Raw genomic sequence first — 14,495 nt, 5'->3', positions numbered from 1 at the left:
ATCAATGATTCGTTAATGTTGTATTTGTATTGTTATTAGCTTTTTTAACACTGTCGGCTTTGGGTTTTACCTTTGCCGTATCTGTTTTTAAATTTTCGTTTTTAATGCCCACCACCTGGTTGGTATACTTGAGGTTAATGGTTTTATAAGTATCCTGCCCCACTTGCGGCAATGCCTGTTTGTAAAAAGCCAGCAGGTTATCAAACTTCACCTTCAGCGAATCGGAATTGCCGAGCAATATGCGGTGGTTGCCTACGCGCGGTATCAGCTCCAGTTCGTGGTCCTGGTTGACGTATATCTGCACAATTTGCGCGCTCCAAAGCGAATCCTTGCGGATAAAATCGGCGGTGCGGAACAGTTGCTGCGCGATATCGGTATGCAGGGAATCGACACGGTTGGTGAACAATTCATCGACAAAGCCATTGGCCACCAATACCTTCGCGGTAAAATTATCGGACAAGGGTATTTTTAACCCGTGCTGGTCGATATAAAAATCCTGGTCGAAACGGTTCATCACCCGCAGGATGGGCTGGCGCTGGCTGATTTCGACCGTAATTACCCCATCCATATCATTATAAACCTTGGCAAACTCAATAAAAGGGTTGGCCTTCAACTTGTTTTCGAGGGCGTGAATGTTGATATTTTCCAGTTTCAATCCCACCAAACCGTTATCGGTAACACCTAAAATATGGTCTACTTCGTCTTTATCGATAAAATACTGGTTGCCCGGAATATAGATGACCACTTTTGAGCATACAACGCTGTTCTTCTTTACCTCGATAAAACTCATCAGCACAACAAGGCCACTGATGCAGGTTACCCATGCAAATCCAATCAAAATGTACCTCCAAATGGGTTTTTTAAACATTTGTCAAAACTTGTTTTAAGGGTTCAACCAATGTATCAATATCGCCCGCGCCTACTGTCAAAAGTAGTTCAGGCTGCTCAAGTTTCACTAAATCAACCACTTCCTTTTTTCCACATTTGCGTTTATTCAACATTTTTACGCGGCCCAAAATCATATCCGAATCCACACCTTCAATAGGCAGTTCGCGGGCAGGGTAAATATCCAGCAATATCAGTTCATCGCTCATTGCCAAAACCTCGGCAAAGCCATCGGCAAAATCGCGGGTGCGGGTAAACAGGTGCGGCTGGAATATGGTAGTCAGTTTTTTATCGGGATATAGTTTTTTTACCGACGATATACAAGCGCGAAGCTCTTCGGGGTGGTGCGCGTAATCGTCGATATAGATGTGTTTGTCGGTTTTAACAATGTATTCGAACCTGCGCTTTACCCCACGGAACGAAGTAAGCGCAGCCTTAATATCGGCGGCACTGACGCCTGCGTACAAAGCTGCCTGCGTAGCGGCTGTAGCATTCTCCACATTATGTGTGCCGGGTATGCCTAGTTCGATGTCTTTAATACTCACATCAGCATTTTTGAAATCGAACCAGAAAGAACCGTTTTCAATCCTCACGTTTTGGGCCATTGCATCGGCTTCATCTTTAATAGAATAGCTGATACCATCGGTTAAGGGCAGGTTTTTTTTGCGGATGAGTTTACCGCCCGGCTTTAACTGCGATGCGAATTGTTTGAACGAATCGGTGAGGTGCGCGTGGTCGCCGTAAATGTCGAGGTGGTCGGCATCCATGGAAGTGATAATGGCGATATCAGGATGTAAAGTCAGGAACGAACGGTCGTACTCATCGGCCTCGACCACTACGATATTACTTTTACCAAACAGCACGTTGCTGTTATAGTTTGACGCGATGCCGCCCAAAAATGCCGAGCAATCTTTACCGGCAGCCTTGAGGATATGCGCTATCATGCTCGACGTGGTAGTTTTACCGTGTGTACCGGCAACAGCGATGGCAAACATGCCCTTGCTGATGATGCCCAATACCTGCGAACGCTTTTGGAGGTCGAAACCTTTATCTTTAAAAAAGTTAAGAATCAGCGAATCCTTAGGGATGGCCGGGGTATAAATAATGAGCGTAGCGCTATCCGGCTGATGAAACTCGGCCGGTATCAGTTCCACTTTATCCTCAAACACAATGGGCATGCCTTCGTGCTGCAGCTCATCGGTTAAGTGAGTGGATGTTTTATCGTATCCGCAAACAGCGCAGCCCATGTGGTGAAAGTACCGCGCAAGGCCGCTCATACCAATGCCCCCGATACCTACCAAATAAACCCGTTTTATATTGCGTAACTCCATTTTTTTGTTTTAAAAAGCCCCCCTTTTGGATGAGGGGGCTTAGCTTTAATTGTTATTTGTTATTTGGATAACCTCTTTCGCAATAACCTCATCAGCATTGGGCATAGCCAGTTTGCCGATGTTATTGCTCAGTTCTTTTTGTAATTCTTTATCTTTTAAAAGCTCTAAGGCTTTGTCAATCAGTTTTTCTTCGGCATCGCGGTCGGCAACAAAAACTGCGGCGTTGGTTTGCAGCAAAGCCAGGGCATTTTTGGTTTGATGGTCCTCAGCCACATTTGGCGAGGGCACCAGAATGACCGGCTTTTTAACCATGCACAGTTCGGCAATGGTACCTGCACCTGCGCGCGAGATAATGACATCGGCAGCGGCGTAGGCCAAATCCATGCGGTTTAAAAACTCGAGCACACAGATATTGGGGTGATAATCGGGCCCCAGCTTTTCAATGATGCCTTTATAATAGAACTTACCTGTTTGCCATATCAGCTGTACATCGGCGCCTATTATTTTATCGAGACCAGCCAGCGCAGCTTTGTTTAATGTACCGGCGCCCAGGCTCCCGCCCGTAATGAGTATGGTTTTTTTATGGGCAGATAGCTTTAACAGCTCCAGTGCTTGTATGCGTTTGCCGGCAATATCCACCGATTCGCGCCTGATAGGGTTGCCTGTTTTAATGATTTTATCGGCCGGGAAAAAATTATCCATGCCATCAAAAGCCACACAAATTTTATTGGCCTTTTTGCCCAGCCATTTATTGGTGATGCCGGCATAGGAGTTCTGCTCCTGTATCAAGGTGGGTATGCCACGCATAGAAGCCGCGTATAATAAAGGGCCCGAGGCGTAACCGCCAACACCTACCGCGGCGTCGGGTTTAAAATCTTTAATGATGGCGAGCGCCTTGCGCACACTGTTGTACAACTTAACCGGGAACATCAGGTTTTTGATGATGGACTTACGCTGTATGCCCTGGATATCCAAACCAATAATTTTGTAGCCGGCAGCGGGCACTTTGTCCATCTCCATACGGCCGTTGGCACCGACGAAGAGTATCTCGGTAGCAGGGTCGAGACGTTTGAGGGCATTGGCAATAGCAATAGCCGGGAAGATATGTCCTCCTGTTCCGCCACCGCTTATGATTATTTTTTTTGCCATTGTTGACCGTTGATTATTTTTGATTTACTTGATTTCGCTGATTGTTGACCGCTGATTTTTATTGATTCTTGTGATTTCGCTGATTTCTTTTATTTGTTCTTCATTTGCATATCTGCACATTATGCCATTTGCACATTGTCGGTTATCTCTCCTACCACTACTTTTTGTGTTTCGTCGTTATCCTTGCTTACCGACAGGATAATGCCGAAGGCTATGCTGGTAAACAGTATAGAGGTACCACCCATACTCACCAGCGGCAGCGGCACACCCGATACCGGACCCATGCCTGTAGCGATAGCCATGTTGGCAAATGCCTGTATGGTTAAACTAAAACTTAAACCCGCCGCCAGTAAGGCGCCAAAGGCTTTTGGCGCTTTGGTTACAATTTTTACACATCGGTATAGCAAAAACAGGTATAAAAAGATGAGTATTACCCCTCCTATCAAGCCGGTTTGCTCCACAATGATGGCGTATATCTCATCGGAATAAGCTTCGGGCAGGTAGTTGATTTCGGTGCTTTTGCCGATGCCTTTACCCAGGATGCCGCCGGTTGCGATGGCTATTTTGGCATGGTCGGACTGGAAAGTTTTATCAGTACTGGCTTTTTCGTGGTGCAGGAAGGTATGCATACGGGAGGCGTACGTAGACTTGCGCGGACCGAAGAAAACAATGCCAACCAATAAAACGGCACCGGCCAAACATACAATAGATATTTGTTTAATGCTAACGCGGCCAATAATAAGCAGCAAAATACTTACACCAAACAGCATTAAAGCGGTTGAAAGATTGGCCAGGGCTATCAATACAAAAACCACGCAAACCGAACCCATGATGGGGACGAATGACTCTTTAACATCCTTTATGTTTTCCTGCTTGCGCGAAAGCAAACGGGCGAGATAGGTTATCAAGGCCAGTTTTGCCAAATCGGAAGACTGGAAACTTAAGCCTGTGCCGGGGATGGCTATCCAACGGCTGGCATCGTTAATGCGGCTGCCAAATACCAGGGTGTACAACAACAGTGGGATGGTGATGTACATCAACAGCTTGGATATACCGGCATAATAACGGTAGTCGAGCTTATGCGAAATGTACATGAGGCCGATGCCGCCCAATATCATGGCGAAGTGTTTCATTAATATGGACTCGGGTATGCGGCCTTGTTTGTAGGCCAGGGTACCGATAGCGCTGTATACCGAGAGCATCGAAATAACAGACAGCAAAATAACGATGAGCCAAATCCAGCGGTCGCCGCGGGTTTTGCTCAGAATGTTGTCCATATATCGTTTTGCTGCTATTTCCATGACCGCTGAATAATTTGATTCCTGTGATTTCGCTGATTATCTTTTTTATTCATTTGCACATTTACTCATTTGCACATCTGCACATTTACAATTCTTTTACTGCTTGTTTAAATTGGTTGCCGCGGTCTTCGTAGTTTTTGAACAGGTCGAAACTGGCGCAGGCGGGTGATAATAATACTGTGTCGCCTTTTTTGGCGAGATGGAAAGCCACCAGAGCCGCTTCGGAAGCCGAAGTTGTGTTGACGATCACCTCTACATCGTCATCAAAAGCTTCGTGGATGCGCTTATTGTCTTTACCGAGACAAACAATGGCTTTTACTTTTTGCTTTACCAATTCTTTCAACATCGAGTAATCGTTACCCTTGTCCACACCCCCTAAAATCAATACCACTTCGGTACTCATGCTTTCGAGGGCGTACCAGGTGGAGTTGACATTGGTGGCCTTGGAGTCGTTGATGAAGCGGATACCCGAGATATTCGCGACGAACTCCAACCGGTGCTCAATGTTGTGCATGCTGCCCATACTTTCGCGTATGGTGTCGTTGCGCAACTCGAGTATTTTGGCGACTATACCCGAGGCCATTGAGTTGTAAATGTTGTGTTTACCCTGCAGGGCCAGCTCTGTTAATGACATTTTTAAATGTGCTAAAGGTGAGGTGTTTATAATGATTTGGTCGTGATCGAGGTATGCCCCAGGTTCCACTTTTTTTTCGATGGAGAATGGTAATAGTTGTGCGTTAAAAGTGCGTTCGGCCATGCCTTTGATGGTTTCGGGGTCGTCGGCACAGTAGATGAAATAGTCGGCGCCGGTTTGATTTTGCGTTACGCGGAACTTGGAGGCCGCGTAGTTTTCCATTTTATATTCGTAGCGGTCGAGGTGGTCGGGCGTGATGTTGAGCAGCACGGCGATATCGGCCCTGAATTTGTACATATCATCCAACATAAAACTGCTGATCTCGAGCACATACCAATCGAACTTTTGTGTAGCCACCTGGTAGGCAAAGCTTTTGCCGATATTGCCTGCCAAGCCAACGTTAACTCCTGCATGACTAAGGATATGGTAAGTTAAACTGGTGGTAGTGGTTTTACCATTGGAGCCGGTGATGCAAATGGTTTTGGCATTGGTATAGCGGCCGGCAAACTCGATTTCGGAGATGACGGAGATGTTATTCTCTTTCAGTTTTTTTATGATGGGTGCCTTTTCGGGGATACCAGGGCTTTTTACCACCTCGACGGCTTTTAATATTTCGGCTTCGGTATGCTGCTGCTCTTCGTAGCGGATGCCCCAGTCGTTCAGCTGCGCTTTGTATTTATCGGCAATGGTGCCAAAATCGGACACAAAAACATCATACCCCTGCTGTTTGGCGAGGTAAGCCGCACCAACGCCGCTTTCGCCTGCGCCGAGCACAACCAACCTGCCCCCCTTTGGAGTGGTTTGTGGTGATGTTATGTGTGTATTTTGGTCCATTTAATTATCTCAATTTCAATGTTGCAATAGTTAGTACGGCCAGTATGATACCCACGATCCAGAAGCGGGTTACGATTTTTGCTTCGTGAAAGCCTTTCTTTTGGAAGTGATGGTGCAGGGGCGCCATTAAAAAAATGCGCCTGCCAGTTCCGAAACGTTTGCGGGTATATTTAAACCAGGATACCTGCATCATTACCGAAACATTCTCGATAACGAAAATGCCGCAGAGGAGAGGTATCATCAGTTCTTTACGTATCATGATGGCGAAGGCCGCGATGATGCCGCCGATGGCGAGGCTACCGGTATCGCCCATAAAAACTTGTGCGGGGTACGAGTTGTACCATAAAAAACCTACACATGCTCCAACGAAGGAACCCATGAACACCACCAGTTCGCCCGAGTTGGGGATGTACATGATGTTGAGGTAATCGGCAATAACGGTGTTACCCGATACATAGGCCAAAACAGCCAGCGTTACCCCGATAATAGCGGAAGTGCCCGTTGCAAGTCCGTCAATACCATCGGTGAGGTTGGCGCCGTTGGAGATAAAAGTTACGATACCGATAACGAAGACCATAAAAACAATGAGCGAGTAATGGTCGGTTTTGGCACCTACAAATTTGAGTACCTTGGCGTAATCGAACTCGTTGTTTTTGTAGAAAGGCATGGTGGTTTTGGTGGATTTGTACTCCTGGGTCAAAACCTCGTGATTACCACGCAGGTGATAAGAAACCGGCAAATCGTATTTTAAAGGCAGCTTCACTTCCTGGCGGATAACGATATCGGGGCTAAAGTACATTGTCCAGCCGATGATAACCGCTAAACCAACCTGACCAATCACCTTGAACTTACCGGCAAGGCCTTCTTTATTTTTTTTGAAAACTTTGATGTAATCGTCAAGAAAACCAATAAAACCGAGCCATACGGTAGTGATAATCATCAAAATAACGTAGACGTTATCCAACTTGGCAAAAAGTAAAGTCGGTACCAAAATACCCAGCAGGATAATGAGACCGCCCATGGTTGGGGTGCCTTGTTTTTGCATCTGGCCTTCCAAACCTAAATTACGCACCGTTTCGCCAACTTGTTTTGCATGCAGATAATCAATCAGCCTGCGGCCATAAACCGTTGTGATGAACAAGGAGGTAACCACCGCCATGGCCGTACGAAAAGTAATGTACTGGAACACACCTGCACCGGGTACGTTAAAATTGTGGTCTAAGTAATTAAACAGATAGTACAACATGCTAATGTGCGTATGTGTAAATGTGTAAATGTGCAAATGCCTGAATATGCAAATGAGTAGATTTGCAGATGTGCAGATGCTTTTTATGTTTTAATGTCGTTCTCAACTCGTTTTATTTTTTGATGTTGAAATGATTTTGCCCAACACCTTTTTAATATTTTCTACTTCAATTAATAATGCTTCTTCAAAGGGATAATTTTTTGAGAATTGGCATAATTGCAACCAGTACTCTGATTCCTCTGCTTCCTTATATGCTATTTTACATTTATGTACAAAATCGGTTTTACTTTCCGCACCTTGTGCTTCTCTTATGTTCGCCCCTATTGATGTGCCGCATTTGAATAGTTGATTAGCCATGTTAAACTTTCTTCTGGATTCAAGCTCTTCAGTAAACTCTATAATGTTTAAAGCGAACTTAAATGTCAGGTCAACTATCAAGTTTGGCTTATCATTCATTTATTTTATCCTTTATTGTCTTCTTCATTTGCACATCCGCACATTTACACATTTGCAAATGCTTTTATCAATTCTTCTTTGTCATCAAAATGGGTGCGGACTCCTTTTACTTCCTGATACTTCTCATGTCCTTTACCTGCAAGCAGGATAATATCGCCTGGCGCCGCCAAATGGCAGGCGGTTTTTATGGCCTCGCGCCTGTCGGTTATGCTGATGGTCTTTTTTTGTTGTGAGGGGCCCACGCCGGCCTCCATATCCTTAATAATTTGAGCCGGGTCCTCCGAGCGGGGATTGTCTGATGTCAATATCACTTTGTCGCTCCATTCGCAGGCTACTTTGGCCATTACGGGGCGTTTGGTTTTATCCCTGTCGCCGCCGCAACCTATTATGGTAATTACTTTCTCGTTGCCTTTACGGATGTTGTGGATGGTGCTCAATACATTTTGAACAGCGTCAGGTGTGTGGGCGTAATCCACAATACCAATCACCTTGTCGGGCGAAATGAAATAGTCGAACCTGCCTTCGGCGCCCTTTAGTTTGCTGAGCGAGGTGAGTACTTTGGCTTTATCCTGGTCGAGCAGCATTGCGGCAGCGTAAACGGCCAGCAAGTTGTAGGCATTAAAGCTGCCTACCATTTTAAACCAAACCTCTTCGTTGTTTATCTGCAGCAGCAGGCCGCCGAATTGATTCTCTAATATTTTTGCGCGGTAGTCGGCCATGCTTTTCAGGGCGTAGCTTTTTTTGTGGGCTTTGGTGTTTTGCAGCATTACCTCGCCATTGCGGTCATCAATATTGGTGAGGGCGAAGGCATTTTTCGGCAATGCATCGAAAAAGCCTTTCTTGGCTTTTAAGTAGTTATCGAAAGTTTTATGATAGTCGAGATGGTCGTGCGTGATGTTGGTGAAGATGCCTCCCGAAAAGGTTAAACCATCGATACGGTGCTGCACCACGGCGTGCGAGCTGACTTCCATAAAGCAATAATCGCAGCCTTTGGCTACCATATCGTCGAGCAGGCGGTTCAGTTCGATCGGGTCGGGCGTGGTATGGGTGGCGGGGATGACCTCGCCATTAATTTGATTTTCGACGGTTGACAGGAGGCCGCATTTATAACCCAGGTCGCGGAAGAGTTGGTACAATAAGGTAGCCACGGTAGTTTTGCCGTTTGTACCGGTAACGCCCACCAATTTTAGTTTTGATGAGGGCCTGTCGTAAAAATTGGAGGCGAGCAGACCCAGGGCCACGGCGGAATCGGCAACCATAATGAAGGATACTTCGCCGGTTAAGTGGGCGGGCAGTTCTTCGCAAATAATGGCAACCGCACCGCTTTTTATGGCGGTTTCGATAAAGTTATGACCATCCACCAATGTACCCCTTACGGCGATGAACAGCGAACCGGGAACCACTTTACGCGAATCGGAAGCGATGGAAACAATTTCCACATCGGGACTGCCCTGCAATTCGCTTGCGGGTATGCCGTTCAATATGTCGCTTAAATACCTCATTCCAGTTCTATCAATATTTTTGAGCCGCGGGGAATCATGCTTCCGCCCGTTACCGATTGTTTTTTTACTACGCCACTGCCCCGGGCAGTTACTTTATAACCCGCGTTGCCCATAATGTACAGGGCATCGCTCAGGCCCATGCCGGTTACGTTGGGCACAGTGCCTTTTTTATAGGTGGCCTCATCGTATGGTAAGCCGCCGCTGGTATCAACGGCCGAGGTAACATTATTGGAGGCGTATAGCGGTTTGATACCCAATTTGGTATATACCTGTTGTATCGCTTTTGTATCGCCGGTTTTTGCTTTTGGCGGTTGGGTGTTGCCTACAAAGCGGATGTTGTTGCCTTGGTTGATATCCAAATCGCTGCTGTATACTTTGTCGGCAATGGTTTTGAAAACCGGACCGGCCACCAATGCCGCCAGGTAAATAGTTTTGGGATTGTTGACCACCACAATCATGGAATATTTGGGATGATTGGCCGGGAAATACCCGCAGAACGATGCCTGGTATGTTGTGCCACCGCCACCACCGGCTTTGTTACCATAACCATGTGTACCATTGGCTATTTGCGCGGTGCCTGTTTTGCCGGCTACCGTATATAACTTACTGGTCAATACATTTTTGGCGGTACCTTCGGTAACCACACCTTCGAGCAGGGCTTTCATCTTACCTAAAGTGGCATCCGAACATACCTTCTCGTTAATGACGCGGGCGTGGAATTGCTCGACGGTATTGCCGAGGCGGCGGATCTCTTTCACAAAAATGGGCGCGATCATTTTACCGTTGTTGGCCACCGAGTTATAGAAGGTGAGCATTTGCAGGGGCGTCATCTTCATTTCGTAACCGTAAGCCATTTCGGGCAGGGAGTAATTAATGTTCCATCCTTTGCTGTGCGGATTTCTGATGAGCGGACTGCCTTCTCCGGGAATTTGCAGGCCGAGCCTTTCGTTGAGGTGATAGCTGTATATCTTATCGGTAAACTGTTGCGGGTTATCGTAATAATGCTCGTACACAAATTTGGCCGCTGCCACGTTGGATGATTCTTCGAAGGCTTTTTTGGCTGTCATGGCATAGTTGTCGTGCTCCACGTCGCTAATGGTCGGGCCTTTTGGCACCTTGAATCTGCCGCCATCCACATTCACTACGGTGTTGGTATCAATTTTATGCTGGTCGAAAGCCGTCATATAGGTAGCCAGCTTGAATGTTGAGCCGGGGTCGGCGGCATCGCTGATGGCGTAGTTCAGTTCCTCTTTATAATCGCCGTCTTTGGTATGGGTAAAGTTGGCTATGGCGCGAATTTCGCCTGTGGCTACTTCCATCAGCACCACGCAGCCGTGGTCGGCCTGGCTTTTTATCAATTGGTCTTTCAGGGCGGCCTGGGCCACATCCTGCAGGTTTACGTCGAGGGTGGATATGATATCGGCGCCATCTTTAGCGGCTATCTCTTCATTAACACCATTATTTACCGGTACCCATACGCCGCCGGCCACGCGCTGCATAAGGCGTTTGCCATTTTCGCCGTTGATATAGTCGGCGTAAGCACCTTCGAGGCCTACGGGGTTTTTAACGTTTTCGTTTTTATACCCAATGGTACGTTGCGCCAATGTGCGGAAAGGCAAAATCCTTTTGTTGTGTGGCTCCACGCATAAGCCGCCATTGTTCTTTCCCATATTAAAAATGGGGAAAGTGCGTATCGTCTTTAAATCTTTAAAGGAAACGTTTTTATGGATCAACTGATAGCGCGAACTATCCTTGCGTGCTTCGCGGAATATGCGTGAGTACTCGGAAGCCGATTTATCGCCATAAAACTGCGCCATTTTGAACGCCAGCGAGTCGACCTTTTCGTAAAACACATGGTCATCGGCGATGCCACCAGCCAGCATGTCCATGTGCAAATCATACTCGGGTACGGATGTGGCCAGCAAACTGCCATCCACCGAAAAGATGTTGCCACGCGCTGCTTCGATGTTTTTGTACTGGGTGGTGAGGCTATCGGCCATGGAGCGCCATTTTTTGCCCTGCACAAACTGCACACGGTACAGCTGTACAATAACGGCGATGGCAAAGACCAGTATCAGGCCAAATGCCAGGTACACCCGCAGCAATATATTTGTTCTGATACTCATTTGTCTTCTTCTATTGTTAATTTTTGTGGCGGCTGTACCGAGGCTTTAATGCCGAGCGTATCTGCCCGTTTTTCCACCTCGCTTAAGGTGCTCTTAAAGGCCAGTTCGGCTTTGGTGGTTTTATAGTCCCAGTTCAGTTCTTTTACTTCTTTACCCAGTTTATCAATCAGCCTGATATTTTTTTCGGCCAGGTGCATGTTGGCTATGTACAGCATGCCCAAAAAGGCCAGATATAAAATAAAAGGCAATGCCTTGGTAGCTGTATCGGTAGAGATGATGCCTTTGGTAAACAATTGGGTAAAAAAGTTGTCGGGTATTTCTTTTACCTGCTTCTTCTCGGCTACAACTGGCTCCTCGTCGGCTACCTCAATATTTTCACGCAATCGGTTTGTCATACTTTTTACGCTTTTATCGTTTAACTGCTATCCTTAGTTTGGCACTGCGTGCCCTGTTGTTTGTTTTTATCTCCTCGTCCGACGCTGTGATGGCCTTGCGGCTTACCGCATCGAAAGGGCGGTTATCGTTACCGTAAATATCTTTTTCCAGTTCGCCGCTGAATTTGCCTTTGGCGATGAAGTTTTTCACAAGCCTGTCTTCGAGCGAATGGTAGCTCATCACCACCAGCCTGCCCCCTACCGCCAATACATCGGCGGTTTGCATTAAAAAATCCTGCAAGGCTTCCAACTCCTGGTTTACCTCGATGCGCAGCGCCTGAAAAACCTGGGCCAGGTATTTGTTTTCTTTTCCGCGTGGGATGAGTCCCGCTATAGCGGTTTTTAAATCGGCAATGGTATTAATGGGCGCGTTTAAGCGCGCGGTTACGATGGTACGCGCCAACGATTTGGCGTTTTGTATTTCGCCGTAAATGCCGAATATTTTGTGGAGCGTGGCTTCATCGTAAGTGTTCACTACCTGTTTTGCCGTTAGTGTAGCCGATTGGTCCATGCGCATATCCAGTTCGGCATCAAAGCGGGTAGAAAAACCGCGGTCGGCCTGGTCGAACTGGTGCGACGATACGCCGAGATCGGCCAGGATACCATCAGCAGGAACAGCGCCGTGCAGGCGGCTAAAGTTTTTAAGGTAGCGGAAATTCTGGTCGACAAAGACAAAGCGGTCATCATGAATGATATTGCGCTGCGCATCTACATCCTGGTCGAAAGCGACCAGCAATCCATTCTTACCTAAGTGTCCTAATATTTCTTTGGAGTGGCCACCGCCGCCAAAAGTTACGTCGATATATTTCCCGGAAGGCTTAATGGCTAAACCCTCGATACACTCTGCAAGCATTACGGGGTTATGGTATTCAGCCATTTTGCTCCCCCTTTCCTTTGTTGCCCATTACCTCTTCGGCCAGATTGGCGAAGTTCTCGGGTTCGTTATCCAGTTGCGAATCGTATGCCGCTTTGGCCCAAACCTCAATTTTGTTGAACTGGCAGGATAATACCACATCGGCATCGATACCTGCATATTCCAACAGTGTTTTAGGTAACAGCACGCGGCCGGCAGAATCGAGCGAGAGTTCGGACGCGCCGCGGGTAAAGTAGCGGATGAACTCGCGGGTCTTTTTTTCGTATTGGTTAAGCTTGCTCAGGTCGTCGACAATCTTGTTCCACTCCTTCCGGGTGTAAATGACGAGGTGTTTCTCAAAGCCACGATTGATGACAAGGCCCTCAGCGTCAGCTTCGGGAAGCTGCTTTTTGAGGCCAACAGGGATCATCATCCGCAGTTTGGAATCCAGTTTACAATCAAATTCACCTAAAAATTGGGACATACCTAACGGTTCTCTACTATTTGTAACGTAAAAGTAAATACTATTTCCACTTTCTACCACTTTTTCCCACTAAAAGTTTTCAACAAACGAAAATTTGTTAAGGTTTACCACTTGGGGGTGATGTGCGTATGGCGATTTGCGTATTGCGACAGAGGGTGAATTTTGGTTATCAGAGGGTTAGGATAGGAATGGTTTGATTGGATGAGTGGTTGATTGGGTGAGTGGTTTGTTTCTTATTTGCGGGGGATGAATGGTGGGTGGGTAGCCCCTGACGGGGCATTTTTGGGGGAAATGGTTGGGCGGATGGCGGGATTGACTCACCCCGACATCGCTGCGCTTGTCGACCCTCTCTTGGCCTGCAGCGGGCAGCCGGTTTGGGGAATTGATTGTTTGAGGCAAATATCAAACTGAAGACGATAATTTGGGCGTTCCCTGCGGGCCGCGCTTTTCGTTACAAGTCCTCGTCCCGACGAAGGGTTGGGACTCCGGGCTTTCCGCTACAATCGCTAACGCGGGCACCTGTGTTTATCACATCATCTTCCTGTACACCACAAAACCGGAATGTTCGGCGACTTTATCATATAGCTGCATGGCGGTGGTATTGGTATGGTGGGTTAACCAATATACGCGGGCTGAACCAGCCTGTTTTGCTTTTTGGTATACGGCATTGATAAGCGCGCGGCCTACACCTTTGCCTCGGGTGGCCTGGGTGGTGAACAGATCCTGCAGGTAGCAGGTTGGCGCAATGGATGTTGTGGTACGGTGGAAAATATAATGTACCAGGCCGACGAGTTGGCCTTCGCTTTCGGCTACGAGGGCGTGTACGGGTTCACCGGCATCCAAAAAGCGCGACCAGGTGGTTTGGGTGATTTCGAGGGGTAAGGCGGTATCGCCGGATCGGCCATAAAATTCGTTATAGCCATCCCATAAGGGCAGCCATTGCTGGTAATCGGCGGGGGTAACGGGGCGTATGGTAAGGTTTGCGGGCATAGGGTTGTTTTGTTGGTCAAAAATAGTACTTTTTCAATCCGTAAAGCGATGGGTATGAAACCCATCGCTATGGTTTGAGCAATTTGGCGAAACGAGAGGCGCAAAAGGACACACCCCCTGCCCCTCTCGAGAGAGTAATAGCCCATGAATAGACATTTAATTTTTGTATATTTATGCAAATGAATGTAAGTGAAGTATTTACGAGATTTTCAACTCAGGAAGCCTGTATTGGATATCTGGAAGGATTAAGGTGGCAACACGAGCCCGAAT

At 47.1% G+C, this 14,495-nt stretch carries 13 protein-coding genes; all 13 read right to left on the bottom strand.

What is annotated here, in order from left to right:
• Position 1: 1 nt before the first annotated feature.
• Entirely contained in the window at positions 2-868 is an 867-nt protein-coding gene (locus QZX97_RS05935; RefSeq protein WP_295655358.1) for a cell division protein FtsQ, read from the bottom strand.
• Positions 861-2,216, bottom strand: a complete 1,356-nt coding sequence (gene murC, locus QZX97_RS05930; RefSeq protein WP_295655357.1) for a UDP-N-acetylmuramate--L-alanine ligase — start codon at positions 2,214-2,216, stop codon at positions 861-863. Before murC ends, QZX97_RS05935 begins: the two co-directional genes overlap by 8 nt.
• A 45-nt stretch (positions 2,217-2,261) precedes the next feature.
• Entirely contained in the window at positions 2,262-3,365 is a 1,104-nt protein-coding gene (gene murG, locus QZX97_RS05925) for an undecaprenyldiphospho-muramoylpentapeptide beta-N-acetylglucosaminyltransferase (protein ID WP_295655355.1), read from the bottom strand.
• 119 nt (positions 3,366-3,484) lie between these two features.
• On the bottom strand, positions 3,485-4,642 hold the full coding sequence (locus QZX97_RS05920; RefSeq protein WP_295655610.1) for an FtsW/RodA/SpoVE family cell cycle protein: 1,158 nt from the start codon (positions 4,640-4,642) through the stop codon (positions 3,485-3,487).
• A gap of 109 nt (positions 4,643-4,751) precedes the next feature.
• Complete coding sequence (murD, locus tag QZX97_RS05915; RefSeq protein WP_295655353.1) at positions 4,752-6,134, bottom strand: UDP-N-acetylmuramoyl-L-alanine--D-glutamate ligase; 1,383 nt, start codon at positions 6,132-6,134, stop codon at positions 4,752-4,754.
• A 4-nt stretch (positions 6,135-6,138) separates the two neighbouring features.
• Positions 6,139-7,380, bottom strand: coding sequence for a phospho-N-acetylmuramoyl-pentapeptide-transferase (gene mraY / locus QZX97_RS05910; protein WP_295655351.1), 1,242 nt, complete (start codon positions 7,378-7,380; stop codon positions 6,139-6,141).
• A gap of 102 nt (positions 7,381-7,482) precedes the next feature.
• Entirely contained in the window at positions 7,483-7,836 is a 354-nt protein-coding gene (locus QZX97_RS05905) for a four helix bundle protein (protein WP_295655349.1), read from the bottom strand.
• A 44-nt stretch (positions 7,837-7,880) separates the two neighbouring features.
• The gene (locus QZX97_RS05900) at positions 7,881-9,338 is read right to left on the bottom strand and encodes a UDP-N-acetylmuramoyl-L-alanyl-D-glutamate--2,6-diaminopimelate ligase (RefSeq protein ID WP_295655348.1); all 1,458 of its coding nucleotides are present in this window, start codon (positions 9,336-9,338) and stop codon (positions 7,881-7,883) included.
• Complete coding sequence (locus QZX97_RS05895) at positions 9,335-11,464, bottom strand: penicillin-binding protein (RefSeq protein WP_295655346.1); 2,130 nt, start codon at positions 11,462-11,464, stop codon at positions 9,335-9,337. Before QZX97_RS05895 ends, QZX97_RS05900 begins: the two co-directional genes overlap by 4 nt.
• Positions 11,461-11,859: an FtsL-like putative cell division protein gene (locus QZX97_RS05890; RefSeq protein WP_295655344.1), complete on the bottom strand. Its 399-nt coding sequence runs from the start codon at positions 11,857-11,859 to the stop codon at positions 11,461-11,463. Before QZX97_RS05890 ends, QZX97_RS05895 begins: the two co-directional genes overlap by 4 nt.
• A 13-nt stretch (positions 11,860-11,872) precedes the next feature.
• Positions 11,873-12,775: a 16S rRNA (cytosine(1402)-N(4))-methyltransferase RsmH gene (gene rsmH, locus QZX97_RS05885; RefSeq protein WP_295655342.1), complete on the bottom strand. Its 903-nt coding sequence runs from the start codon at positions 12,773-12,775 to the stop codon at positions 11,873-11,875.
• On the bottom strand, positions 12,768-13,235 hold the full coding sequence (gene mraZ, locus QZX97_RS05880; RefSeq protein WP_295655340.1) for a division/cell wall cluster transcriptional repressor MraZ: 468 nt from the start codon (positions 13,233-13,235) through the stop codon (positions 12,768-12,770). The genes rsmH and mraZ overlap by 8 nt, the downstream gene beginning before the upstream one ends.
• Positions 13,236-13,763: 528 nt before the next feature.
• Entirely contained in the window at positions 13,764-14,225 is a 462-nt protein-coding gene (locus QZX97_RS05875) for a GNAT family N-acetyltransferase (protein ID WP_295655338.1), read from the bottom strand.
• Positions 14,226-14,495: the final 270 nt, after the last annotated feature.

The sequence above is a fragment of the uncultured Mucilaginibacter sp. genome (genome assembly GCF_903893715.1).
GTDB lineage: Bacteria > Bacteroidota > Bacteroidia > Sphingobacteriales > Sphingobacteriaceae > Mucilaginibacter.
This window is presented reverse-complemented; position numbering and strand designations above follow the sequence as displayed.